Source organism: Paraburkholderia sp. 40, assembly GCF_050434105.1.
Classification (GTDB): Bacteria; Pseudomonadota; Gammaproteobacteria; order Burkholderiales; family Burkholderiaceae; genus Paraburkholderia; species Paraburkholderia tuberum.
In genome coordinates this window covers 1,774,179-1,798,078 of sequence record NZ_JBNPVY010000002.1, presented here as the reverse complement: position 1 = coordinate 1,798,078, position 23,900 = coordinate 1,774,179, and the positions used below count along the sequence as shown (strand labels likewise).

At 63.1% G+C, this 23,900-nt stretch carries 19 protein-coding genes, 1 tRNA gene and 1 pseudogene; 7 read left to right on the top strand and 14 right to left on the bottom strand.

The window, feature by feature from the left end:
* The first annotated feature begins 49 nt into the window (after nt 1–49).
* On the top strand, nt 50–982 hold the full coding sequence (locus OKW28_RS09580) for a LysR substrate-binding domain-containing protein (RefSeq protein ID WP_429445043.1): 933 nt from the start codon (nt 50–52) through the stop codon (nt 980–982).
* Between the two features lie 57 nt (nt 983–1,039).
* Here OKW28_RS09580 and OKW28_RS09575 read toward each other — a convergent pair whose 3' ends face one another.
* Entirely contained in the window at nt 1,040–2,167 is a 1,128-nt protein-coding gene (locus OKW28_RS09575) for a 4-hydroxyphenylpyruvate dioxygenase family protein (RefSeq protein ID WP_429445041.1), read from the bottom strand.
* Between the two features lie 270 nt (nt 2,168–2,437).
* Nucleotides 2,438–3,460 (bottom strand): pca operon transcription factor PcaQ, encoded by a 1,023-nt coding sequence (gene pcaQ / locus OKW28_RS09570; protein WP_429445039.1) that lies wholly within the window; start codon nt 3,458–3,460, stop codon nt 2,438–2,440.
* A 112-nt stretch (nt 3,461–3,572) separates the two neighbouring features.
* On the opposite strand from pcaQ, the gene pcaH reads away from it, so the two are divergent.
* Entirely contained in the window at nt 3,573–4,277 is a 705-nt protein-coding gene (gene pcaH / locus OKW28_RS09565; protein ID WP_429292037.1) for a protocatechuate 3,4-dioxygenase subunit beta, read from the top strand.
* 3 nt (nt 4,278–4,280) lie between these two features.
* Entirely contained in the window at nt 4,281–4,868 is a 588-nt protein-coding gene (gene pcaG / locus OKW28_RS09560) for a protocatechuate 3,4-dioxygenase subunit alpha (protein ID WP_429445037.1), read from the top strand.
* A 96-nt stretch (nt 4,869–4,964) separates the two neighbouring features.
* On the opposite strand, the gene OKW28_RS09555 is transcribed toward pcaG, so the two are convergent.
* Nucleotides 4,965–5,231, bottom strand: a complete 267-nt coding sequence (locus OKW28_RS09555) for an H-NS family nucleoid-associated regulatory protein (RefSeq protein ID WP_429445035.1) — start codon at nt 5,229–5,231, stop codon at nt 4,965–4,967.
* A gap of 489 nt (nt 5,232–5,720) precedes the next feature.
* On the opposite strand from OKW28_RS09555, the gene OKW28_RS09550 reads away from it, so the two are divergent.
* Nucleotides 5,721–6,359 carry a LysE family translocator gene (locus OKW28_RS09550; protein WP_429445033.1) on the top strand — a complete coding sequence of 213 codons (639 nt, stop codon included), beginning with the start codon at nt 5,721–5,723 and terminating at the stop codon, nt 6,357–6,359.
* Between the two features lie 81 nt (nt 6,360–6,440).
* Here the strand turns inward: OKW28_RS09550 and OKW28_RS09545 are convergent, their stop codons facing one another.
* A complete protein-coding gene (locus OKW28_RS09545; protein WP_429445031.1) occupies nt 6,441–8,075 on the bottom strand; it encodes an acyl-CoA synthetase in 1,635 nt (544 codons plus the stop codon).
* 110 nt (nt 8,076–8,185) lie between these two features.
* Here OKW28_RS09545 and OKW28_RS09540 point away from each other — a divergent pair.
* Nucleotides 8,186–8,533, top strand: a pseudogene (locus tag OKW28_RS09540) (Crp/Fnr family transcriptional regulator); the annotation flags it as partial.
* Between the two features lie 18 nt (nt 8,534–8,551).
* On the opposite strand, the gene OKW28_RS09535 reads toward OKW28_RS09540, so the two are convergent.
* Nucleotides 8,552–8,908, bottom strand: coding sequence for a transposase (locus tag OKW28_RS09535; RefSeq protein WP_429445029.1), 357 nt, complete (start codon nt 8,906–8,908; stop codon nt 8,552–8,554).
* A 271-nt stretch (nt 8,909–9,179) separates the two neighbouring features.
* On the opposite strand from OKW28_RS09535, the gene OKW28_RS09530 reads away from it, so the two are divergent.
* A complete protein-coding gene (locus OKW28_RS09530) occupies nt 9,180–10,316 on the top strand; it encodes a porin (RefSeq protein ID WP_429445027.1) in 1,137 nt (378 codons plus the stop codon).
* 154 nt (nt 10,317–10,470) lie between these two features.
* Here the strand turns inward: OKW28_RS09530 and OKW28_RS09525 are convergent, their stop codons facing one another.
* The 7 genes from OKW28_RS09525 to OKW28_RS09495 form a co-directional block, all read right to left on the bottom strand.
* On the bottom strand, nt 10,471–11,613 hold the full coding sequence (locus OKW28_RS09525) for a porin (protein WP_429445025.1): 1,143 nt from the start codon (nt 11,611–11,613) through the stop codon (nt 10,471–10,473).
* 1,096 nt (nt 11,614–12,709) lie between these two features.
* Nucleotides 12,710–12,797: transfer RNA gene (locus OKW28_RS09520), tRNA-Ile, on the bottom strand.
* 153 nt (nt 12,798–12,950) lie between these two features.
* Nucleotides 12,951–15,341: an RNA polymerase sigma factor RpoD gene (gene rpoD, locus OKW28_RS09515; RefSeq protein WP_429445023.1), complete on the bottom strand. Its 2,391-nt coding sequence runs from the start codon at nt 15,339–15,341 to the stop codon at nt 12,951–12,953.
* Nucleotides 15,342–15,432: 91 nt separating this feature from the next.
* Nucleotides 15,433–17,310 (bottom strand): DNA primase, encoded by a 1,878-nt coding sequence (dnaG, locus tag OKW28_RS09510; protein ID WP_429445021.1) that lies wholly within the window; start codon nt 17,308–17,310, stop codon nt 15,433–15,435.
* A 117-nt stretch (nt 17,311–17,427) separates the two neighbouring features.
* Nucleotides 17,428–17,874 (bottom strand): GatB/YqeY domain-containing protein, encoded by a 447-nt coding sequence (locus tag OKW28_RS09505; RefSeq protein ID WP_429445019.1) that lies wholly within the window; start codon nt 17,872–17,874, stop codon nt 17,428–17,430.
* Nucleotides 17,875–18,109: 235 nt separating this feature from the next.
* On the bottom strand, nt 18,110–18,322 hold the full coding sequence (gene rpsU, locus OKW28_RS09500; RefSeq protein WP_018424196.1) for a 30S ribosomal protein S21: 213 nt from the start codon (nt 18,320–18,322) through the stop codon (nt 18,110–18,112).
* A 49-nt stretch (nt 18,323–18,371) separates the two neighbouring features.
* Nucleotides 18,372–19,832 (bottom strand): NAD(P)/FAD-dependent oxidoreductase, encoded by a 1,461-nt coding sequence (locus OKW28_RS09495; protein WP_429445017.1) that lies wholly within the window; start codon nt 19,830–19,832, stop codon nt 18,372–18,374.
* On the opposite strand from OKW28_RS09495, the gene tsaD reads away from it, so the two are divergent.
* Nucleotides 19,743–20,771, top strand: coding sequence for a tRNA (adenosine(37)-N6)-threonylcarbamoyltransferase complex transferase subunit TsaD (tsaD, locus tag OKW28_RS09490; RefSeq protein ID WP_184054832.1), 1,029 nt, complete (start codon nt 19,743–19,745; stop codon nt 20,769–20,771). The two genes, OKW28_RS09495 and tsaD, sit on opposite strands and share 90 nt — an antisense overlap.
* A 93-nt stretch (nt 20,772–20,864) precedes the next feature.
* On the opposite strand, the gene folE2 is transcribed toward tsaD, so the two are convergent.
* Together folE2 and dxs are read right to left on the bottom strand one after the other, a co-directional pair.
* The gene (gene folE2, locus OKW28_RS09485; protein WP_429445015.1) at nt 20,865–21,671 is read right to left on the bottom strand and encodes a GTP cyclohydrolase FolE2; all 807 of its coding nucleotides are present in this window, start codon (nt 21,669–21,671) and stop codon (nt 20,865–20,867) included.
* A 245-nt stretch (nt 21,672–21,916) separates the two neighbouring features.
* The gene (gene dxs / locus OKW28_RS09480; RefSeq protein ID WP_429445013.1) at nt 21,917–23,824 is read right to left on the bottom strand and encodes a 1-deoxy-D-xylulose-5-phosphate synthase; all 1,908 of its coding nucleotides are present in this window, start codon (nt 23,822–23,824) and stop codon (nt 21,917–21,919) included.
* Between the last annotated feature and the right edge of the window lie 76 nt (nt 23,825–23,900).

The window sequence follows — 23,900 nt, the reverse complement described above, 5'->3', positions numbered from 1 at the left end:
CCCCGTAAAGCGAGATAAACTCGCCACTTGATGCGTTTTTGGAATTAACGTGCGAAAGTTCAAGATTCCCAACATGGGCGCGCTGCTCGCATTCGAAGCCGCCGCGCGGCACGAGAGCTTCACGCATGCGGCGCGCGAACTGTTCCTCACCGAAAGCGCGGTGTCGCGACAGATCAATACGCTCGAAAGCAATCTCGGCGTGCGGCTGTTCGTGCGCGTCAAGCAACGCGTGGTGCTGACGCGCGCGGGCAAGGTCTACAGCGCGCAGGTGCGACGCTCGCTCGAACACCTCGATCGCGACACGCTATCGATCATCGCGCACGGCAGCGGCGGCGGCTATCTGGAACTCGCGGTATTGCCGACGTTCGCATCGCAATGGCTGATTCCGCGCATGGCCACATTCAATGAACAATACCCGGACGTGCGCGTGAACATGGGCGTGCGTACCGCGACGTTCCCGTTCGCCGAGACGCATTTCGAAGCGGCAATTCACTACGGCAAGCCGACGTGGCCGGGTACGTCGGCCGATTTTCTGTTCCGCGAGGAAGTGGTGCCGGTCTGCGCAGCGAGTCTGCTGAAGCGGCCGGTCCGCAACGTCGCCGAACTACTCAACTATCCGCTGCTGCATTCGACGACGCGACCCGACGGCTGGGCGACCTGGTTCTCGAATCTCGGCATCGACGACAACCGCACGATGCAGGGCGTGCGCTACGAACTGCACACGATGCTGATCAGCGCTGCCGCGGCCGGACTCGGCATCGCGCTGGTGCCGCGCTTTTTCGTCGACACGCAGTTGCGGCAATTCGGTCTCGTGATTCCGTTCGACACACCCGCGCTCGCCGAGGCCGCGTACTACCTTGTCTATCCGACCGAGTTGAGCCACGGCAAGCCGCTCGCGAGTTTCCGCGAGTGGCTGCTGCGCGAAGCCGCCGCATACGGCGCGATTTATCCGGACTTGGTGGAGCGGCCCGAGGGGGCGTGAGGTGACGAAAGCCGCATGCGTGAGTGATCCAATCACGCATGCGGCTACGCGCAGTGTTCAGCTGCCGGTGCGCGCCTGGGCCAATGCGGCGAGATTGCCTTCGCCGAAGCCATGATGTCCCTGGCGTTGCACGATCTCGAAGAAAATCTCGCCGGCGCGGCGGCGCACGAAGGTCTGGAAAAACAGCAGCGGTACGCCGTCCGCGCCGATCTCGCCATCTACGAGCACATGCGTGCGCCGCAGTCGCTCGACATCGAGCCCGTGGCCCGGCAAACGTGCATCGAGCTGCTCGTAGTAGCGCGGCGGCGGCTCGACGAATTCGACGCCGTTCGCGAGCAGACGCTCGACGCACACGAAGATGTCGTCGGTGGCGAGCGCGATGTGCTGCACGCCTTCGCCCGGATGATCGGGCAAATACTCGTGCATCAAGTTGGTCCGGCCCGTGCCTTCCTCGTACAGCGGCACGCGGATCGCGCCGCACGGCGACACCATCACGCGCGATTCCGCCGACACATGCCAGTTGGCGTGCAGCTCGTGGATCTCGCGAAAATTCAGCAGGTCGCGATAGAAGTCGATCCATTCCTGCATGCGGCCTTCGCCAACGGTTTGCGTCAGATGGTCGACCGCGATCAGGCCGCTGCCCGCGTGATTCAGATCGGCTTCGGCGGTGTCGATTTCGATGGGCCGGAAGTCGATGTCGAAGATCGAGATATCGCCGAGGCCGCCGCGCTGACCGCCGCGCCCGCGCCAACGATCGACGAAATAGATGTGCGAATCGCCGATGCCTTGAATGGCCGGAATCAGCAGTTCGCCGGCACCGAGGCGTTCGCCCTCGAACTCCCATGCGCCGAGTTCCACCGCGCGTTCGAACGCGCGCTGTGCGTCGGCGACGCGAATCCCGATCGCGCAGATGCCGACCCCGTATTCTTCCGCGTAGCGCGCTGCGAACGAATCGGGCTCCGCGTTGATCAGGAAATTCATCTCGCCCTGGCGATACAGCGTCACATCCTTGCTGATATGACGCGCGATCGCCTTGAAGCCGAGCCGCGTGAAAGTCTCGCCGAGCGTCTGCGGATCGCGCGCGGCGAACTCCACGAACTCGAGGCCCGCCGTGCCGAGCGGATTGTGCTGCGGCGCCAATACGGCGCGCTGCGCGGCCTCTGGCGTGGGCAAGTCGCTGGGCATGGCAATCTCCTTGTACGGTCTTTCGATGCGGAGCCGGTCTTTCCGAGTTCGGCGCGACGTGTTCCGGTCGTTCGCGAGGGGCTGCGTGGTGCGTGCTCGCTCGTGGCGTGCACGCGGCGTGCCGCGGGAACAACGGGCTGCGGCGGCTTTCGCACCGTGTTTTTACACCGGGTCGCGGGGCGTCCGCAACCTTCCTTTTGTACTGGTTGGTTCATATGCCGAACGGCACGCCACTGGTGCTCGCGGGCAGGCGTGCGGGAGGCGGGCGTATCAGTCGAGCGGCGCGTCCCCTGGGCTGCCTTTGCGCGCCGTTTTGCCAACGGTTTTACCGACGCCTTTGCCCGGATCCTTGCCCGGCATCGCCGCCATTCTGCCCCGCGCGACCTCGCGCACCGCCTCGATGAACGCGCGTCCCACCGTCGACGGCTGCGTATCCGAGCGACGAATCAGCCCCACCGGCTCGCCGGTGCCCGCAAACGGCAGCGGCAAGCGCACCAGCATGCCGTGCGCGAGCTCGTATTCGACCGCGCTTTGCGGCACGAACCACACCGCGCCGTTTTCGAGCGTCAGCGCGCGCCCCGTCGATACCGACAACACCTCGACGAACGCCGACAACGGCGGCACGCCCCACGCGCCGAGCAGGCTCTCGGCCGATTGGCGGATCAGCGTGCCGAACGGCGGCAGCACGATCGGAAATTCCTCCAGCGACGTGGCGGGCAAGGCCTTCCCTTGCGCCAGCGGATGCCCGGCGCGCACGACCGCGATCAGCGGCTCGGTAAACAGTTGCTCGAAACTCAGGCCGACCATCCGCTCCGGGTCCGCGAGGCGGCCGATCGCGAATTCGATCGACCCCGCTTTCAGGCGTTCGAGCAATTCCGGATTTGCGCCGGTCGCGAGGCGCACGATCACGCGCGGCCACTGCGTCGCGAACTGTCTCAGCACGGGCGGTACCAGCACCGCGGCGACAGTGGGCAGCACACCGACTTCGAGCGTCGCGGCGGCCGCGCCCTCGGCCCGCGCAAGCAGATCGACGCCCTGGCGCAGCGCGCTCACGCAGGCGCTCGCGTGCGGCATGAAAAGCTGCCCCTCGCGCGTCGGCACCGCGCCGTGACGGCCGCGCTCGAACAGCTTCACGCCGAGAATGGTCTCCAGCTCGGCGACCGTCTTCGATACCGCCGGCTGCGTGATGGACAAACTGTCCGCCGCCCGCTGGACGCTGCCGAACTGCGCGACGGCCAGAAAGCACTGGAGATGACGGAATTTGACGCGGCTATCCGCGAGACTGCGTTGCATAACGGAAGGTTATACGAAACGGGCAAAAACGTCATTTTTCATAACCGCACGCTTTGTATAAAGTGCGAGTCATAACGTCGCATCCCCCCGATTCCTCCAACGGAGACACCTCATGGAAGATTCAATTCTTTCGCCGCGAGATTTCGCGTCCCATCCCGAGTACATCTATCCGCCGTACGGTTCGTCGGTCAAACGCGGTCCGTCGCGTCCGCTGATTCCGCTGAAGGAACGGCTGCGCGACCAGCGCGTGCCGGTCTACGGCACCGACGACCTCGACCCGCTCGACAGCGACCTGACCCGCAACGCGGTGCGCAATGGCGAACCGCTCGGCGAGCGCATCATCGTGACGGGCCGTGTGCTCGACGAAGGCGGCCGGCCGGTGCGCAACACGCTGGTGGAAGTCTGGCAAGCGAACGCCGCCGGCCGCTATGTGCACAAGGCCGACCAGCACGACGCGCCGCTCGACCCGAACTTCCTCGGCGCGGGCCGCTGCATCACCGACAACGAAGGCCGTTACCGCTTCATGACCATCAAGCCGGGCGCGTATCCGTGGGGCAACCATCCGAACGCCTGGCGTCCGCAGCACATCCATTTCTCGCTGTTCGGCGACCACTTCGGCTCGCGTCTCGTCACGCAGATGTACTTTCCCGGCGATCCGCTGCTCGCATTCGACCCGATCTACCAGGGCACGCCCGAGCACGCCCGTGAGCGCATGATCTCGAAGTTCTCGCTCGACACCACGCAAGAGGCCTACGCGCTCGGCTACGATTTCGACATCGTGCTGCGCGGCCCGAACGAAACCCCGATGGAGCGCTAAGCCATGACGACTCTCAAGCAAACGCCTTCGCAAACCGTTGGTCCGTACTTCGCCTACGGTCTTTGCCCGCAGCAATACGATTTCGACTTCAAGAGCCTGTTCACGAACGTTCTGGCCGACATGGAAGCGGCCGGCGAGCACATCACGATCGTCGGTCAGGTGTTCGACGGCGACGGCAAGGTGATCGGCGACGCGATGATCGAGATGTCGCAAGTCGACTCGAGCGGCCACTATCCGGAATCGCGCGAAGAAATCCTGAAGACCGGCTTTCACGGCTTTGCGCGCGTCGGTACGGGCACGGATCCGCACAAGCGCTTCATCGTCGAGACGGTGAAGCCGGGCCGCTCGAATCCGCACGAAGCGCCGCACATCGACGTAATCCTGACGATGCGCGGCATGCTGCTGCACACGTTCACCCGCATCTATTTCGAGGACGAAGCGCAGGCGAACGAGCAGGACACCGTGCTGGCGTCGGTGCCGGCCGAGCGCCGTAATACGCTGATCGCGCGCCGCGTTGCCGGTACGGCCAACGTGTATCGCTTCGACATCCACATGCAGGGCGATCAGGAAACCGTGTTTTTCGACCTGTGATGCGCGATTCGTCGCGAGACTCCGAGCAGTAAAGATCGAGCCCGCCTTGCGCGGGCTTTTTTTCGCGCGGGCGTTTCGCGGTGCGCCTGCGCGCGCTCAGCAGCGGAAATGATCGATGCTTTGTCCGGCGTGAATCGCGCGCGCGAGCCACGTCGGTTTATCGCCGCGACCGTCCCACGTGTTACCGAACGCGTCGCGATACAGCACTGCGGCCACGGCGTTCGCATCGGCTTCGAGCGATTCGGCCAGCGCTTCGAGTGTGATGCCGTGGTCGTCCATGCGTCGGCGGATCCACGCGATCATGCGCTCGCGCAGGTTCTCGTCGCGTTCGAACAGTCGTTGTTGTCCTTCTCGTTGTTTCATAACGTATTGGTGTCGCAGCTCTTGCTGGCATTAGACAAACGGGCAACTCGCATAACAACGCGAGGCTCGTGCGTAATTCAATTTGAATGGAAGCAATTCGACGAATTCACGCGATCCATGCAAATGCGTGAAAAACCGCATTTGCAAGTGATGCCTGTCAGATCCTGAATTAAAGCGCCTGAAGTAAAGCGCCTGAGTTGAAGCGCTGGGATCAAGCGAATCGGCTACTCGAAAAATCGGCGTGGCTCGAATTGCGCCCGTGTTTCGCGTCGTGCGTCGCTTCGTCGTGACGAGGGAGCTTCCGCGTATGGAAAGTCATTCTAGCATTCGATGTATTTTGGCCGCAGCAAAGAACTTTTTCTAATTGTACTGATTGCGCGGCTTCCGAGTTTTCGGTATTCGTGGCTTCCGCCGCGCGATTGGCGGACAATGCGAGACTCGGTATTCGCCAGAACTTCTGGCATCAGCCCGACATCAGGAGACACGACCATGCCCGCCTCGACTGCCATCCTCACGATCCTCGCCGCGCTGCTATTGGGCGCGATGAGTCCGGGGCCCAGCTTCGTCATCGTCGCACGCAATGCGATCGGTCTGTCGCGCGGCGACGGTCTCGCGACAGCGCTCGGCATGGGTATCGGCGGTGTGTTTTTTAGCGGCATCGCGCTGCTCGGGCTCTATACGCTGCTCGCGACGGTCGAATGGCTCTACGTCGGGCTGAAAGTGGCCGGCGGCGTCTACCTGGTCTATCTGGCGTCGAAAATCTGGCGCGGCGCCGCGAAGCCGCTCGCGTTCAGCGAAACGCGAACCGGCACCGGCGGCAATCCGCGCAAGTCGTTCTGGATCGGCTTGAGCACGCAGCTCAGCAATCCGAAAACGGCTGTCTATTACGGCAGTATCTTCGCTGCGCTGCTGCCGCAGCATCCGCCGGTGTGGTGCTATTTCGCGCTGCCGCCGGCGATCTTCGCGATCGAGGCGGGCTGGTACACGATCGTCGCACTGTGCTTTTCGAGCCAACGGCCGCGCGAAATCTATCTGCGCTGGAAGGCGTGGATCGATCGCATCGCCGCGAGCGCGGTGACCGCGCTGGGCCTGCGGCTGATTTTTAACGCGCACAAGGTGGGAATTTGACGGCGACACGAAGCGGCGCGCACCGTCGTGACTCGATGCGCGCCACTCGCGCCGCCCTGAATCAGCGGTAGTCGCGGCGCGTTACCCTTTCCCCTCCGCCTTGATCCGCGCGCGCAACTCGAACTTCTGGATCTTCCCCGTCGACGTCTTGGGCAACTCGCCAAAGCGCACCGCCTTCGGCAACTTGTAGCCGGCCAGAAACAGCCGGCAGTGCGCGATGATTTCCTCCTCGGTCACCTGCGCGCCTTCCTTCAACTCGATGAACGCGCACGGCACCTCGCCCCACTTCGGATCGGCCATCGCGACCACCGCCGCCACCGACACCGCGGGATGCCGGTACAGCGTGTCCTCGACCTCGATGCTCGAAATGTTCTCTCCGCCCGAAATGATAATGTCCTTGCTGCGGTCGCGGATGCGGATATAGCCGTCGGCCGTCCGCACGCCGAGATCGCCGGTATGGAACCAGCCGCCTTTGAAAACCGCTTCGGTCGCGCGCTCGTTCTTCAGATAGCCCTTCATGCAGATGTTGCCGCGAAACATGATCTCGCCGATCGTTTCGCCGTCGTCCGGCACCGGCGCGAGCGTGTCCGCATCGAGCACCGCGACCGCCGCCTGCAGGTGATAACGCACGCCCTGGCGCGCGGTCAGGTCGGCGCGGATTTGATCGTCGAGCGCGTCCCATTCGTCCTGCTTTGCGCAGACAGCCGCCGGCCCGTAGGTTTCGGTGAGCCCGTACACGTGCGTCAGATCGAAGCCGATCTGCTTCATCTTCGCGATCACCGCGGGCGGCGGCGCGGCGCCCGCGACCATCGTCGACACGCGATGCGTGATGCCCCCGCGCCATTCGGCCGGCGCATTCACGAGCGAACTCTGTACGATCGGCGCTCCGCAGTAATGCGTGATGTGTTCGCGGCGAATCAACTCGAACACGGTCTTCGCGTCGAACTTGCGCAGACAGACGTTGACGCCCGCACGGGCGGCCACCGTCCACGGAAAGCACCAGCCGTTGCAGTGGAACAGCGGCAACGTCCACAGATAGACCGCGTGCTTCGGCATGTCCCATTCGAGGATGTTGCTCAGCGCGTTCAGATATGCGCCACGGTGATGGTAGACGACGCCCTTCGGGTCACCGGTCGTGCCCGATGTGTAGTTCAGCGCGATCGCGTCCCATTCGTCGGCGGGCGGAGTCCACTCGAAGGAAGGGTCGCCGGTTTGCAGGAACTGCTCGTAGTCCGTCGCGCGAATGAACTGCGCAGCGTCGGCGGGCTGCGCGTCGGCCACGCTGATCACGCGGAGCTTCGGGAATTCTAGCGCCGCGCGATGCGCGAACTCGCCGTATTCGGTGTCGACGATCAGCGCCTTCGCCTCACCGTGGCGCAGCATGAACAGCAGCGTCGCGACGTCGAGCCGCGTGTTCAGTGTATTCAGCACGGCGCCGGCCATCGGCACGCCGAAGTGCGCCTCGACCATCGGCGGGATGTTCGGCAGCAGCGCGGCGACCGTCTCGCCGCGGCCGATGCCGGCCTCGCGCAGCGCGCTCGCGAGCCGCCGCGCACGCTCATAGGTCTCGCGCCAGTTGCGGCGGATCTCCCCATGGACGATCGCGAGCCGCTCGCCATACACTTGCGCTGCGCGCACGAGGAAATCGATCGGCGTCAACGGGACATAATTGGCCTCGCGCCGCCCGAGGCCTTCGTCGAACATGTGCTGTGTCATTGCTTCGTCTCCTGAGGCGCGAGCCGCGCCGCCGATTGTTGTGACCGTGTTCTATGAATGAACCAGGGCCTAGCCTAGCAATTGTCGTCAAGAACTGTCTGTCATTCAAATATGCGTTGCTCGAATCGAGTCTGCCGTTCACGGGCTTCGTGATCCGGCAATTGAACAACCGGATGGGGGAATTCATCGCGTCGATCCAGAACACCCGGCTGCCCGACGTGGACGCACGCGTCGCGCAATCGCTCGCGCAGCTGTTCAATCCGGATCTGTATCCGGACACGGGTCGCACACTGGCGATTTCACAGGAAGAAATCGGTCTGCTCGCGGGAGTGTCGCGGCAGCGCATCAATCAGGCGCTGCAGAACCTCGAGAAGCTGCGGATTTTGCGACTGTCGTATAACCGGATCGAGGTGCTCGATCTCGAGCGGCTGGCTGCGTACGGGCGGGAACAGATCTAGCGACGCGACTGGCGCTCGCTACCCGGCGCGCACGCCGCCCTTGCGCGTCGCGCGCGTTTCGAGAGCGTCGTCGGTCTTGAACAGCGCGAGCATGATCGCGCTCAACACGCCCGTTTTTTTCCAGCGCAGATAGTAGCGATGCGCGGTCTGGTACGGAACGTAGTGCTCGGGCATTGCGCTCCACGGCGCGCGCGCGTGCAGCACCCACATCACGCTATTGAGCACGTGGCGAATTTCGATCGGCGGACGACCACGGCGCGGGCCGTCATCATGCAAGGTTTCAGGTAACAGCGGCGCGACCCGCTGCCATTGCTCGTCGGTCAGCTCCTGAACGACTGGCGAGGTCGCGATGGATTCGGAAGATGGACTATTCATGCGTGAAAGCGCACGCGTAAAACGCGTGCCGGCGTCGCTCCGAAAGTCGTGTCGATACGTCAATTCGCTCGAGACTACTTGAAGCTTGCCTGGGAGAAAGTCAACTTTTGTCACCAGGAACGGCGCGATTGTCAAAAATGGCGACAGGTTATTGCGCGATAGCGGCGATGGCGCCGCGCGGACGGTGATCTATCATCGGCGCGCCCGGCGCCGCCCCACTCGGCGCGCGCCGCGTCCGAACTAGAAAATCTCTCCACACGCTGGAAATCCTTTGAGACCCATCCGCTTTATCAAGACCGCCGCGCTCGTCGGCGGCGGCGCCCTTGCCGTGACGTCCGAACAAGCATCGGCACAAAGCTCGATCACGCTGTATGGCGTCGCCGACGTCAGCGTGCGCTATCTGACGAACTCGAACGCCAAAAACGACGATCGTCTGTACATGACGAACAGCGCGATCACCAACAGCCGCTGGGGTCTGCGCGGCTCGGAAGACCTCGGTGGCGGTCTCAAGGCGATCTTCGATCTGGAAAGCGGCATCAACCTGCAGGACGGCTCGGCCTCGGATAGCCGGCGCATTTTCAATCGCAACGCGTACGTCGGTGTCAGCAGTCCGTACGGCACGCTGACGCTCGGTCGCCAGAAGACGCCGCTGTTCGACCTGCTCGGCGACACCTACGACCCGCTCACGGTCGGCAACTACAACGAGAACTCGTGGCTGCCTGGCGCGCTCGGCGCGGGGCTTTACGCCGATAACGCGATCAAGTACACGGGCACGTTCAAAGGCCTGACGGTGGCCGCGATGTACTCATTCGGCACGAAGTCGGAATCGACCGGCGACGGCGGCTTCTCGGGCCAGGTGCCAGGCCATCTCGGCGCGGGCAACATGTACGGCTTCACGCTGTCGTACGGGTGTCCGCTAGCGGTCGCGGCCGGCGTGCAGCAGAACAGCGACAACAGCAATCACAAGCAGACCATCTTCAACGCGAACGCGGCCTATGCGTTCAGCTCGACGAAGCTGTACGTCGGCTATCTGCATTCGAAGGACGACACCGGCTTCGTCGACAGCGCGCTCGCGCAGCAGACGCTCGTGCCGGGCGTCGATATCGTCAAGGGCTCGGGCCGCATCGACAACGGACCGTTCGCCGGCGTCACGTGGCAGGCCACGCGCGCGCTGACGCTGACGGGCGCCGCGTACTACGACCACCTGTCGAACGCGGCGATCGGCGCTGGTCAGCTCGGCAGTGGCTATCGCTACACGTTCGTCGCACTGGCCGAGTACGCGCTGTCGAAGCGCACCGCGGTGTACGGCACCGTCGATTTCGACAAGGTGTCGGGCGCGGCGTCGGTCGAACTGCCGGGCCGCGACAACCAGACCGGCGTTGCGCTCGGTTTGCGGACAATTTTCTGAATCGTTTCACGTCGTCATGGCAAAACGGGCGTCCTCTAGGGACGCCCGTTTTTTTCGCCTCGCATACGGAAACCGGCTCACCGGTCTGCCGCGCGCATAAAAAAAGGTGCCGCGAACGGCACCTTTCTGTACTACAGGCAGCTTCTGCTGAAGCTTAGAAGCGGTGACGCAGACCGACCGTAGCAGCCGTCTGGTTCTTCGACGACGAGGTCGGAACCGTGTTGTCGCCGCTGTAGATCGAAGCCACGCCGCCGTCACCCATTGCGTGCTGGTACACAGCCTGAGCGTAGACGTCGGTGCGACGCGACAGCGAGTAGTCAGCCTGCAGGCCGATCTGGTGGTAACGGGTCTTCATGTCGTTACCGTCGGCGTTGATGCCGTAGCCGCGCGCGTCGGTGAACGTGTACGCGACGCCGAGAGCCATAGCCGGGGTCACGTTGTACTTGCCGTTGATTTCGTAGTTGTTGGTGTGGCCTTGACGCTGACCAGGAGCTTCACCAACCAGGTTGTCGACGCGCGATTGCGTCCATGCCACGCCAACCAGCGCCGGGCCGAAGCCGTACGAAGCGCCTGCGCCGAACTGACGCTGACGGAAGTTGCCTTGCAGCACGCCCGCGGTGTTCGCCAGAACGCCGTCCGATGCGCCGCTTGCGTTAGCAGCCGGGTTGTTTTGCTGAGCGTAGGCAGCACCGAGGTGCAGGCCTTGCCACTGGTATGCGGCGCCCAAGCTGTACTGACGGTTGTTTGCGAAGCCACCAGCCTGGTTCGAGAAGCCGTACGTGCCGCCGAACGTGAAGCCAGCGTAGTTAGCGCTCGAGTACTTGACCGAGTTGTTGACCGACAGACCACCGTTGGTGTTCAGGTTGTCGTTGTTGAACGGGTGCGCGAAGTACGTGCCGCCCCAGCTGCCCGTTGCGGTCAGCGGTGCGAGGTAGTCCTGCGCTGCGTCGTACTGGCGACCCAGCGTGACCGTACCGAATTGCGAGCTCGACAGACCGACGAAGGCCTGACGGTTGAACATGCCGTTGTTGTTAGCGTACTTGCCGTTGTTGATGTTGAAGCCGCTTTCCAACGTGAAGATTGCCTTCAGACCGCCGCCCAGATCTTCCGAACCACGCAGGCCGAACATGCTCTGGTTGATGCCGCCGCTACCTGCTGCCCACTTGGAGTTGTGGGCAACGTTGCTGGTGTACGTCAGACCTGCGTCGAGCAGACCGTACAGGGTCACGCTGCTTTGTGCGTGAGCGACCGAAGCGAACGATGCGGCAGCCGCAACGACGATGAGACTCTTTTTCATGGGAACTCCAATTCGAAAAATTTATACGGGGAGCAGGACCTGCCTCAGCAGCCGATGCATCGCATTTGCCGCCGCCCGCTTGGCCGAATCGTGGGGATCGGCCGGGCACCCTTGAAGCGAAGCGTGAGTGTAGGGGGACACCCTGGTACCGACGCAGGCAATTCACGCAACAGGATCTTTCGAAATTCGCAACAATGTTGGAGCCGATGGGGATAACTTCTTGTTTTTCCACCGTTTATTGCAAGATCGAGGTGCCGGATCGACAGCTCCAGCCAAAACGAATTTGCAACGCGTCAATATTCTAAGTTGTGCATTTGCAACAGTGCTTTAATACGCGTGACGTAATCGGGTCGGAGCAAATTGACGAAAAGACCGGCCGATATTTTTTGTAATCGAATGGTTGAAGTGACGGTTTTCCGCGTCGTTTGAGATTTATTTTTGGAGCGCCGGAACTTAATAGAGTTAAATGCAGTCTTGCTCGCGCACCCGCCAATTAATGGTTTCCGGCGGGCGATTAACTCGTCGAATCACCGAGACGGCTTATTCACCTAATCTTTATTGACCGACGCAAGCAATCGCTGCCGCCCCCGGGCAGCACAACGGTCTGAGCCTGCCGCGTCGAATCAGCATTCACTATTGAGACACTGCCATTGCGGCGGTCTTCTGATTTCCCGCTTTAGTGAGCACCCTCTGTCACGTCTCTATAAGATGCGCGCGCGATTCGAAAAAGCCTTTAGCACGGGCGTTGCCCGGAGGTGAATTGCGACGCCGGCCGCCGCGTGACAAGACCCGCCCTGAAAGCGGACGGCATGCATCAACAACCCTTCCGCATTTAATTAACGGCGGGGTTGCGCCCGTTTTTACACGGAGTTTCCCTGATTACGCGTGATCACCGCTTATGGCTGGCGCGGAGCGCGCTTAAGCGCCTCCACGTGCGGGCGAGGTCCGGCGCGAGCGGGTCGGTGTCGGGCGGTGTGGGGCAACGGACGCGGCTCGCCGGGGTTGAGGCTGGGCACTGGTCGCCCAGCTGAGGCAGCCGAAGGCCGCCCAAAAACAAAAAAGGGTTCCGGAATTCGGAACCCTTTTTTCGATACTTTGGTGGGCCGGGTGGGATTCGAACCCACGATGTCCTTTCGGAGGTGGATTATGAGTCCACTGCCTGCAACCAGCACGGCGTCCAGCCCAAGAAAAAAGACCCGGTCGTGAAGGCCGGGCCCGTTTCGTCGATTGGCCGACATACTACACGAAAAAGGGGCCTCCGCAACCGCTTCGCTTCGGCGAAACGACCGGGAGGCCCCTTTGATCGCATCATTTGCGGCCAACCGCGGCCGTCGCCGTCAATTCCCTTCGAGGAATGACTTCAGCTTGTCCGAACGGCTCGGATGACGCAGCTTGCGCAGCGCCTTCGCCTCGATCTGACGAATTCGCTCACGCGTCACGTCGAACTGCTTACCGACTTCTTCGAGCGTGTGATCCGTGCTCATCTCGATACCGAAACGCATGCGCAACACCTTCGCTTCGCGCGGCGTCAGCGAATCGAGCACGTCCTTCACGACGTCGCGCATACTCGCGTGCAACGCCGCATCCGCCGGGGCGACCGTGTTCGTATCTTCGATGAAGTCGCCCAGATGAGAATCGTCGTCGTCACCGATCGGCGTTTCCATCGAGATCGGCTCCTTCGCGATCTTCATGATCTTGCGGATCTTGTCTTCCGGCATTTCCATCTTCTCGGCCAGCGTCGCCGGATCCGGCTCGAGACCGGTTTCCTGCAGGATCTGACGCGAGATGCGGTTCATCTTGTTGATCGTTTCGATCATGTGAACCGGAATCCGGATCGTGCGCGCCTGGTCGGCGATCGAACGCGTAATGGCCTGGCGGATCCACCACGTCGCATACGTGGAGAACTTGTAGCCACGACGGTATTCGAACTTGTCCACCGCCTTCATCAGGCCGATGTTGCCTTCCTGAATCAGGTCGAGGAACTGCAGACCGCGGTTCGTGTACTTCTTCGCGATCGAGATCACGAGCCGCAGGTTGGCCTCGGTCATTTCGCGCTTCGCCTGGCGCGCCTTCAGTTCGCCGGCCGCCATCTGACGGTTGGTTTCCTTCAGGTCCTTCAGCGGCAGCACCACGCGCGCCTGCAGATCGAGCAGACGTTGCTGCTGTTCGCGGATCGCCGGAATGTTGCGCGTGAGGATCGCGCTATACCCATGACCTTCGGCGACGATCTTGTCGGCCCATTCGAGGTCCGTCTCGCTGCCCGGGAAACGCGCGATGAATTCCGCACGCGGCATGCCGCACTTGTCGACGACCGTATGCAGGATCTGACGCTCGACCTGACGCACTTCATCCACCTGCGCGCGCAGCGTGTCGCACAGACGCTCGACGGTACGCGCGGTGAAGCGGATCGTCATCAGCTCGTTCTGGATGGTTTCCTGCGCCTTCAGATACGACTTGGACTTGTAGCCTTCCTTCTCGAACGCGCGACGCATCTTGTCGAACCATTCGCTGATCGACGCGAATTTTTCGAGCGACGCGCGCCGCAGCGCTTCGAGTTGCGCGGCGTTGGCGGTGGCTTGCGCCGCGCCATCGTCTTCTTCCTCGTCCTCTTCGTCCTCTTCCTCGGCTTCCTCGTCTTCATTCTCGATCGCTTCCGCCTCCTGCGCGGAGAAGCCGTCGGCGTCTGCCGCGTCGGCGTCGATCAGACCGTCGACGAGTTCGTCGATGCGCGCTTCGTCGTTGGCGACGCGCTCGGCCATCGCGAGAATGTCGGCGATCGTGGTCGGGCATGCAGAGATCGCCATCACCATGTGCTTCAGGCCGTCTTCGATGCGCTTCGCGATTTCGATTTCGCCTTCACGCGTAAGCAGCTCGACCGTGCCCATTTCGCGCATGTACATACGCACGGGATCGGTGGTGCGGCCAAATTCGGAGTCGACGGTGGACAGCGCGACTTCAGCTTCCTCTTCGACTTCGTCGTCTGACGAAGCCGCGGGCGCGTTGTCGTTGAGCAGCAGCGTTTCAGCGTCCGGGGCCTGTTCGTAGACCGCGACGCCCATGTCGTTGAACGTGCTGATGATGCCTTCGATCGCCTCGGTCTCGGTGAAGTTGTCCGGCAGGTGATCGTTGATTTCAGCGTACGTGAGGAAGCCGCGCTCCTTGCCGAGCTTGATCAGGGCGCGCAGCTTGGAGCGACGCTCCTCGAGTTCCTCCACCGTGCCAGGCTGCGACGACGCGAACGCATCCTTCAGCAGCGCTTTTTCCTTTGCACGACGGTCGCGAGCCTTGACCTTCTCCGGCTTGCCCGGTGCGGCGGCAGCGGTTTCTTCGGTCTGGGTTGCATCGTCATCGACGGGTACTTCATTCAGCTTTTTCGTCATGGAGTTCGCCGTACCGGCTGTAGTCTCGGCCCCCGGCTGTTGGACAACAGCCGGTTGAACCGTGGATACTGAAGTCACGCGCGCTACCGCATCGTTCTGAACGGCAGCCGCTTCCCTTGCGCTTCTGACACCCGCCCGCTTGGCAGCCGGCGGTGCTACAGCTTTCGCCGCCCGAACCGGTGCGGCCTGCGCGGCCGCAGTGGTCGACGACTTCTTCCCGGCAGCCGGCGCAACGCTGACAGCAGACGTTCTTCTGGCGGATGCAGTCAGCTTGGCTTCGGGAACTTTTCCGGTGCGCTCTTTAGCGCGAGAGCCCATTGCATGATTTCCGCCTGTCGTCTTTGCCATCGCATCGCCTTTCGCCTTTGCTAGGAAAACCCTTGAAAAAACAAACCGCTAGAAACTTTTGATTATACCACCCGAGGTTTCGGACTCTCCGCTACAGCCCGAGCTGACGCTTCATGTCGGCCCGCTTCCGGTTGAGCTCCGAAAACTCGGCAAACTCTTCAGGCGTATGCCGCGACTGTCGCGAAAGCTGTTCGAGACGATCGCAATAAGCGTCGTATCGCATCTTCAAAATCGCGGCTTTCAGCTCCTCGCCGACAATTCGTTCCTGCTCGCGCCGTTCCTCGATGACGGCCGCGTCCTTCGGGTCTTTCAGCAGCAAATCCCGGACGTTTTCATCATAGTCTAGAATTTTGCGAAAGATTTCCTCGAAAGTTGGGGCGTTCGCGCCATTTCGCAAGAGATCGGACAACAACTGGAACGCTGCCGAATCGCCGAGGGCTCGCGCGTGCGTCGTCACTTCCGCGAACAGTTCGCCGTGCCGGGTCACGGTGAGCAGCGCCTCTTCGGCCTCTTCGTCGAGCATCGCGACCGTGCGCGGATACATCACCAGATTGCGCAGCGTCTTTTCCTCGATGCCGGTCACGCTGCGCCGGTCCTTGCGGGCCGGCGCCTCGCGCGACGCGGCCGCGATCCGCGCGTCGACTTCGCAAAGCGCCGCGACTTCGCTGAATGGCACATCGAGCCGGTCTGCGAACATATGCATGATCTGCGCGCGCAGCGCATTGGCCGGCAACGCCTGTAGCAGCGGTTTCGCGTCGAACAGCGCGCGGGCCTTGCCTTCGGGCTGATCGAGCTCCTTGCCGGTCAACACCTCGTTGAGCATGAACTGCGACAATGGCATCGCCCGTTCGACCTGCTCGGCGAAAGCCTCGGTGCCGAACTCGCGCACGTAGCTGTCGGGATCATGCTCGCTGGGCAGGAACAGGAAACGGATCGTCCGGTTGTCGGCGGCGTGCGGCAGGCACGCATCGAGCGCGCGACGCGCGGCGCGCCGGCCGGCCGCGTCGCCGTCGAAACTGAAGATGACCGTATCGGTCTGGCGCATCAGTTTCTGCACATGAATCGGCGTGCAAGCGGTGCCGAGGGTCGCGACGGCGTTCTGGAAGCCCAATTGGGCCAGCGCGACCACGTCCATATAACCTTCGACGACCAGCACGTAATGTTGCTCTCGAATCGCAAGACGCGCCTCGAACAGCCCGTACAGCTCGCTGCCCTTGTTAAATAGCGGCGTTTCCGGTGAATTCAAATACTTTGGCTCGCCGCCGTCGAGCACGCGGCCGCCGAAGCCGATCACCTGCCCCTTGACATTGCGGATCGGGAACATGATCCGCTCGCGAAAGCGGTCGTAGCGGCGGTTCTGACCCTGCGCGTCCGACTTTTCGCTGACGATCACGAGACCCGCTTCGACCAGGGCGTCGTCGCGATAGTTCGGGAACGCCGCCTCGAGGTTTTGCCACCCGTCCGGCGCATAGCCGAGACCGAAGCGCGCGGCGACTTCGCCGGTCAGGCCGCGCTTCTTCAAATATTGGATCGCGCCCGGCGCACCGCGCAGTTGCTTACGGTAGTAGTCGCAGGCGATCTGCATGAGATCGGACAGCGCGGTTGTGACGGCCTTCGATGCCGCCGGCGCGTAGCCGCCAGTTGCGGCACCACCGCCGCCGCCATATCCGGGAGAAGGCTCGTGCGGTACGGTGAGACCCACCGATTGCGCGAGCTCGTTGACCGCTTCGGGAAACGACGCGCCCACGTGTTCCATCAGGAAACCGATGGCCGTACCATGCGCACCGCAGCCGAAGCAGTGATAAAACTGTTTAGTCGGACTAACCGTAAACGAGGGGCTCTTCTCGTTGTGAAACGGGCACAGCCCCATGAAGTTCGCGCCGCCCTTTTTCAGCTGCACATACCGGCCGACCACGTCGACGATATCGACGCGGTTGAGCAGGTCCTGCAGGAATGACGGTGGGATCACAGTAAATGACGCTGCCTGGAAAGCTTCAAAATCCAAGCCCGGAGACCGGGCTCGACACCGCGCCCGGGTCCCGCGCCTCGCCTTCAGGAGGCGCGCGACCCGGACAAATCGACAGAGTTACTTAGCGAGCGCGGCCTTGACCTGTGCGGAGACGGCGGTCATGTCGGCGCGGCCGGCCAGCTTCGGCTTCAGCACGCCCATCACCTTGCCCATGTCCTGCGCGCCGGCAGCGCCGGTTTGCGCGACCGCCGCCTGCACCTCGGCAACGATTTCCGCTTCGGACATCTGCTCAGGCATGTACGCGGAAAGAATGGCCAACTCGGCCTTTTCCTTGTCCGCAAGATCCGTACGTCCTGCGGCCTCGAACTGGCTGATCGAATCCTTGCGCTGCTTGATCATCTTGTCGACGACGGAGGTTATGGCGGCATCGTCGAGCGTGACCCGCTCATCGACTTCACGCTGCTTGATCGCGGCGAGCAGCAGGCGGATCGTCCCGAGACGTTCGGTCTCGCGCGCCCGCATGGCAGCTTTCATATCGTCGTTGATCCGGTCCTTGAGACTCATCACTCACCTGAATTGCGTTGAAAAGTTGAAAAACCGGCCGGTCGACGGCGGCGATACCGCCGCATCAGCACAAAAACCCGCTTGGGACTTCTTCCTCAAGCGGGTTGGCGCAATTTTGCGTAGCGGATGCGACCCTGCCGGTTGGCCCGATGGGCCGGGTTTGCCATGATGACACCTGTCGTGCCGCCATCGGTTTGGATGCTGCCGCGCCGTGTACAGCGGGGCAACGCCAGAATCAGTAGAGCTTCCTTGGCAGCATCTGGCCACGCAGACGCTTGAAATGACGCTTCACTGCCGCCGCCTTCTTGCGCTTGCGTTCGGCTGTGGGTTTCTCGTAAAACTCGCGAGCGCGAAGTTCCGTCAGTAAGCCGTTTTTCTCCATGGTGCGCTTGAAACGGCGCATGGCGACTTCGAACGGCTCATTGTCTTTTACGCGGATGGTCGTCATTTTTCAATAACGGAACTTTGTAAAGGTTCAGGAGTATAGCAGAGCTTTCTCACAAAGCCATTGCGCCGTCAAGCCCCCGGGTATATTCGGCCGCCGCCTCGCCCGCCGCGACACCCGACGCCCACGCCCACTGGAAGTTGTAGCCGCCGAGCCAACCAGTCACGTCGACCGCCTCGCCGATGAAGTAGAGGCCCGGCACCCGCGCGCTCATCATCGTGGTCGATGACAAACCGCGCGTATCGACCCCGCCGCGCGTCACTTCGGCCTTGCGATAACCCTCGGTGCCGTTCGGCGTGAGGGTCCAGCGCGACAGCGCCTCACCGATGCCGCGCAGCGCCTTGTCCGGCAGATCGGCGACGCGGGCCTCGGCGGCCACCTGGTGAGTGTCGAGCCACACATGCGCGAGCCGCTGCGGCACCCATTCCGATAGCAGATTGGCGATCTGCCGCTTCGTGCCGTTTTTCGCGTCGATGAGCGCAGTCGCGGCGTCGCGCTCCGGCAGCAGATTGATGTGAATCGGCTCGCCGGGCTGCCAGTAGCTCGAGATCTGCAGCACGCCTGGGCCCGACAGGCCGCGGTGCGTGAGCAGCAGATCTTCGGTGAATTCGGCGCCGGTCTTCGTATTGCCAGTCGACAGTTGTACTTCAAGCGACACGCCCGATAGCGCCGCGAACGGCTCCCAGTCGGCCGGAGCGAAGGTCAGCGGAACCAGCGCGGGACGCGTGTCGATCAACTTGTGGCCGAACTGCTTGGCGATCCGGTACGCGAAATCGGTCGCGCCGATCTTCGGGATCGACAGACCGCCCGTCGCGATCACGAGCGCACGGGCGGCGATCGTGCCCGCCGTCGTGCCGAGCAGGAACTGTCCTTCGGCGTCCTGGCGCACCTCTTCGACCGACAGCGGCGTGCGCCATGCAACCCCACCGGCGCCGCACTCGTTCTTCAGCACGTCGATGACCGCGTCGCTCGACTGATCGCAGAACAGCTGGCCCTTGTGCTTCTCGTGCCATGTCACGCGATGCTGCTTCAGCAGCGCCATGAAATCGCGCGGCGTATAGCGCGCGAGCGCCGAGCGGCAAAAATGCGGATTCGCCGACACATAATTGGCCGGCCCCGCATACAGATTCGTGAAGTTGCACCGGCCACCGCCGGAGATGCGGATTTTTTCCGCGAGACGCTGCGAGTGGTCGATCAGCGCCACACGCCGGCCGAGTTGACCTGCCACGGCCGCGCACATCATGCCGGCCGCGCCCGCGCCGATCACCGCGATATCGAAGGATTCCATGGGGCCGCATTGTACCTGCCGGGCCCTCGCGTCCATGCTCGTGCTCTGCCGGCCGCCTGTCCGCGCTGGTATACTTTGAGGCTTACCTTTCACTTCCGGACGCGCGTCGCGCGCGCCCGTCTCAAGCGATTCATCATGCTCGTTCTCGGCATCGAAAGCTCCTGCGACGAAACCGGTCTCGCGCTCTACGACACGGAGCGCGGCCTGCTCGCGCACGCGCTGCATTCGCAGATTGCGATGCATCGGGAGTACGGCGGCGTCGTGCCGGAGCTTGCATCGCGCGACCATATCCGCCGCGCGCTGCCGCTGCTCGAAGAGGTGATGGAGCGCGCCGGCGTCGCGCGCGGCGACATCGACGCGATCGCTTACACGCAAGGGCCCGGGCTCGCGGGCGCGCTGCTGGTCGGCGCGAGCGTCGCGAATTCGCTGGCGATGGCGTGGAACAAGCCGACCGTGGGCATTCACCATCTCGAAGGCCATCTGCTGTCGCCGCTGCTCGTCGACGAGCCGCCGCCGTTCCCGTTCGTCGCGCTGCTGGTCTCGGGCGGCCACACGCAGTTGATGCGCGTGACGGACGTCGGCTTCTACGAGACGCTCGGCGAGACGCTCGACGACGCCGCCGGCGAAGCCTTCGACAAAACCGCCAAGCTGCTGGGCCTCGGCTATCCGGGCGGCCCCGAAGTCTCGCGCATGGCCGAGTTCGGTACACCCGGCGCAGTCGTGCTGCCGCGCCCGATGCTGCATTCCGGCGACCTCGATTTCAGCTTCAGCGGCCTGAAGACCGCCGTGCTCACGCACGCGAACCGGCTGGGCGGCGCGAACATCTGCGAGCAGGCCAAGGCCGACCTCGCGCGCGGTTTCGTCGATGCCGCCGTCGACGTGCTGGCCGCGAAATCTCTAGCGGCGCTCAAGCGCACGAAGCTGAACCGGCTGGTGGTGGCGGGCGGCGTCGGCGCGAACCGGCAGTTGCGCGAAGCGCTATCGGCCGCCGCGCAGAAGCGCAATTTCTACGTCCACTACCCGGACCTGTCGCTGTGCACGGACAACGGGGCGATGATCGCGCTGGCCGGCGCGCTGCGTTTGCAACGCTGGCCCGAACAGGCCGGCCACGACTACGCGTTCACCGTGAAGCCGCGTTGGGATCTGACGTCGCTCGCGCACTGAACCGCCGCCCCAAGAGGACAAAAAGCCGCTTTACAAGCGGCTTTTTGCTTCAATGCTTTCGAAAGGAAACGGCGTGGAGCGATCAGGAACGTATCAGGCGAGGCGCTTGTCCCGCTCGATCACCGCATACGCGCTGTGATTGTGAATCGACTCGAAGTTCTCCGCTTCGAGCACATACGCGACGATGCGCTCGTCGGCATTCAGACGCTGGGCAACGTCGCGCACGAGGTCTTCGACGAACTTCGGATTTTCATACGCGCGCTCGGTGACGAACTTCTCGTCCGGGCGCTTGAGCAGGCCCCACAGTTCACACGACGCTTCTTCCTCGGCGATACGGATCAACTCTTCGACAGCGACGTCGCCGTTCAGCTCGGTATCGATCGTCACGTGCGAACGCTGATTGTGCGCGCCGTACTGCGAAATCTTCTTCGAGCACGGGCACAGGCTCGTGACCGGCACCAGCACCTTCAGGAACACCCGCGTCGCGCCATGGCGGGTCTCGCCGGTCAGCGTGACTTCATAATCGAGCAAGCTCTGCACGCCCGACACCGGCGCGGTCTTGTTCACGAAGTACGGGAACGACACTTCGATGCGGCCCGCCTCGGCCTCGAGTTTTTCGAGCATAGCCGCGAGCATCGTGCGCAACGTGGCCGGTTCGAGCGGCGCCTTGTTCTCTTCGAGCAACGCGACGAAGCGCGACATGTGGGTGCCCTTCTGCTCGGCCGGCAGATGCACGTCGAGATTCCACGTGCCGACCGACGGCTGCACTTCGCCACCTTGCGTGCGAATCGTCAACGGATGACGCACGCCCCTCACGCCGACCCGCTGGATCGGAATCTGGCGCGTGTCGGGGGTGCTTTGCACGTCGGGCATCACGAAAGCGGGATTCATCTGATTCATTGTTTTGTCCTTTCTGGAAAGCGCCGGGCTGCGCCAAGGTCTCGCTGCATCGGCGACTATCGCGCAGCGAATTCGAGGCGCCCAGCGGCCATGCGGATCAGCGCGCGCAACGGCGAACGCCGGCTCGCGCCGGCGTTGGGTGACGGGCCGCAACACCCGTCGGTACAAACTGGAGATTGCCGAAGCCGCCGTCGCATGACGGCGGCATGAGTCGCACCTACGACGGCACGAGAGCCGACAGCGCTTTACGCGACGCGCTTCACGGACGACTGACCGCCGACCGCGCCGCTCGCAAGGAAGCGTTCGCGGATCGACCGGGCGATACCCGCGGCGTCGAGACCGCAAGCGGCGAGCAGCTTGGCCGGGTCCCCGTGATCGATGAACCGATCGGGGAGGCCCAATTGTAGTACGGGGCGCATAACCCCACTTGCGAGCAGGGCTTCGACGCACGCCGAACCCGCGCCACCCATGATGCAGCCTTCCTCGACGGTGACGATCGCGTCGTGCGTCTCGGCCAGCTTGCGCACGAGTTCGGTGTCGAGCGGCTTCACGAAGCGCATGTTCGCGACGGTGGCGTCGAGTTGCTCAGCAGCCGCGAGCGACGGCGCGACCATCGTGCCGAACGCGAGAATCGCGATGCGCTTGCCGGCCGGCACTGACGTCTCGCGACGCACTTCGCCCTTGCCGAGCGGCAACGCGGCCATCTGCTTGACCGTTGCGACCCCGGTACCCGCGCCGCGCGCGTAGCGCACAGCGGTCGGATGCGACTGCTGCAACGCGGTGTACAGCATCTGGCGGCACTCGTTTTCGTCCGACGGCGCCATCACGGTCATGTTCGGAATACAGCGCATGAACGCGAGGTCGTACGCGCCCGCATGCGTCGCGCCGTCCGCACCAACGAGACCCGCACGATCGATTGCGAACACCACCGGCAGGTTTTGCAGCGCGACGTCGTGAATCAGCTGGTCATATGCGCGTTGCAGAAAGGTCGAATAGATCGCGACGACAGGCTTCATGCCGTCCGCGGCAAGGCCGCCCGCGAACGTCACCGCGTGCTGCTCGGCGATGCCGACGTCGAAGTAACGATCCGGGAAGCGCTTTTCGAACTCGACCATGCCCGAGCCTTCACGCATTGCCGGCGTAATGCCGATCACGCGCGAGTCGAGTTCGGCCGCGTCGCACAGCCACTCGCCGAACACCTGCGTGTAGGTCTTTTTCGACGGCGTCGCGGCCGGTTTGATACCCTCGGCCGGATTGAACTTGCCCGGGCCGTGGTACAGCACCGGATCAGCCTCGGCCAGCTTGTAGCCCTGGCCTTTCTTCGTGACCACATGCAGGAATTGCGGCCCGCGCAGTTCCTTGATGTTTTGCAGCGTCGGAATCAGCGAATCGAGATCGTGACCGTCGATCGGCCCGATGTAGTTGAAGCCGAACTCCTCGAACAGCGTGGCCGGCACGATCATGCCCTTCGCGTGCTCCTCGAGCTTGCGCGCGAGATCGAGCACCGGCGGCGCGACGCGCAGCACGCGTTCGACGCCCGCGCGCGCGGCCGCATAGAAGCGCCCCGACATCAGGCGCGCGAGATGGCGATTCAGCGCGCCGACCGGCGGCGAGATCGACATGTCGTTGTCGTTGAGGATCACGAGCAGCGGCACGTCGTCTTCGACGCCCGCGTTGTTCATTGCCTCGAAGGCCATGCCGGCCGTCATCGCGCCGTCGCCGATCACGGCGATGCCCATGCGGTTGTCGCCTTGCAGCTTGCTCGCGATCGCCATGCCGAGCGCGGCCGAAATCGACGTGCTCGAGTGCGCGGTGCCGAAGGTGTCGTATTCCGATTCGTCGCGCTTCGGGAAGCCCGAGATGCCGCCCAACTGACGCAGCGTGTGCATCTGGTCGCGACGACCGGTCAGGATCTTGTGCGGATAGGTCTGATGGCCGACGTCCCAGACGATCCGGTCGTGCGGCGTATCGAAGACGTAGTGCAGCGCGATGGTCAACTCGACCGTGCCGAGGTTGGACGAGAGATGGCCGCCCGTCTGCGATACGCTGTCGAGCACGAAGGCACGCAACTCGTCGGCAAGCGGCTGCAATTGGCGGCGATCGAGGCGGCGCAGGGCTGCCGGGTCGTCGATGGTTTTCAGCAAGTCGTACATCGTCGTTCCATTGTAGGAAAACTTACGCGCCCGCACTTCATACATGCACCCCGGGGATGGAAGGTGCGCGGCGGCG

Excerpts from the sequence above, each read along its gene's own strand:
- OKW28_RS09545 (WP_429445031.1), bottom strand. The coding sequence starts at position 8,075 with ATGACACAGCACATGTTCGACGAAGGCCTCGGGCGGCGCGAGGCCAAT.
- OKW28_RS09505 (WP_429445019.1), bottom strand. The coding sequence starts at position 17,874 with ATGAGTCTCAAGGACCGGATCAACGACGATATGAAAGCTGCCATGCGG.
- OKW28_RS09525 (WP_429445025.1), bottom strand. The coding sequence starts at position 11,613 with ATGAAAAAGAGTCTCATCGTCGTTGCGGCTGCCGCATCGTTCGCTTCG.
- OKW28_RS09555 (WP_429445035.1), bottom strand. The coding sequence starts at position 5,231 with ATGAAACAACGAGAAGGACAACAACGACTGTTCGAACGCGACGAGAAC.
- pcaG (WP_429445037.1), top strand. The coding sequence starts at position 4,281 with ATGACGACTCTCAAGCAAACGCCTTCGCAAACCGTTGGTCCGTACTTC.
- folE2 (WP_429445015.1), bottom strand. The coding sequence starts at position 21,671 with ATGAATCAGATGAATCCCGCTTTCGTGATGCCCGACGTGCAAAGCACC.
- OKW28_RS09495 (WP_429445017.1), bottom strand. The coding sequence starts at position 19,832 with ATGCAGCGCGTGCGCGAGCAGGCCGCGCTCCGTGTCGTAGAGCGCGAG.
- dxs (WP_429445013.1), bottom strand. The coding sequence starts at position 23,824 with ATGTACGACTTGCTGAAAACCATCGACGACCCGGCAGCCCTGCGCCGC.
- rpoD (WP_429445023.1), bottom strand. The coding sequence starts at position 15,341 with ATGGCAAAGACGACAGGCGGAAATCATGCAATGGGCTCTCGCGCTAAA.
- OKW28_RS09575 (WP_429445041.1), bottom strand. The coding sequence starts at position 2,167 with ATGCCCAGCGACTTGCCCACGCCAGAGGCCGCGCAGCGCGCCGTATTG.
- tsaD (WP_184054832.1), top strand. The coding sequence starts at position 19,743 with ATGCTCGTTCTCGGCATCGAAAGCTCCTGCGACGAAACCGGTCTCGCG.
- rpsU (WP_018424196.1), bottom strand. The coding sequence starts at position 18,322 with ATGACGACCATCCGCGTAAAAGACAATGAGCCGTTCGAAGTCGCCATG.
- pcaH (WP_429292037.1), top strand. The coding sequence starts at position 3,573 with ATGGAAGATTCAATTCTTTCGCCGCGAGATTTCGCGTCCCATCCCGAG.
- pcaQ (WP_429445039.1), bottom strand. The coding sequence starts at position 3,460 with ATGCAACGCAGTCTCGCGGATAGCCGCGTCAAATTCCGTCATCTCCAG.
- OKW28_RS09535 (WP_429445029.1), bottom strand. The coding sequence starts at position 8,908 with ATGAATAGTCCATCTTCCGAATCCATCGCGACCTCGCCAGTCGTTCAG.
- OKW28_RS09550 (WP_429445033.1), top strand. The coding sequence starts at position 5,721 with ATGCCCGCCTCGACTGCCATCCTCACGATCCTCGCCGCGCTGCTATTG.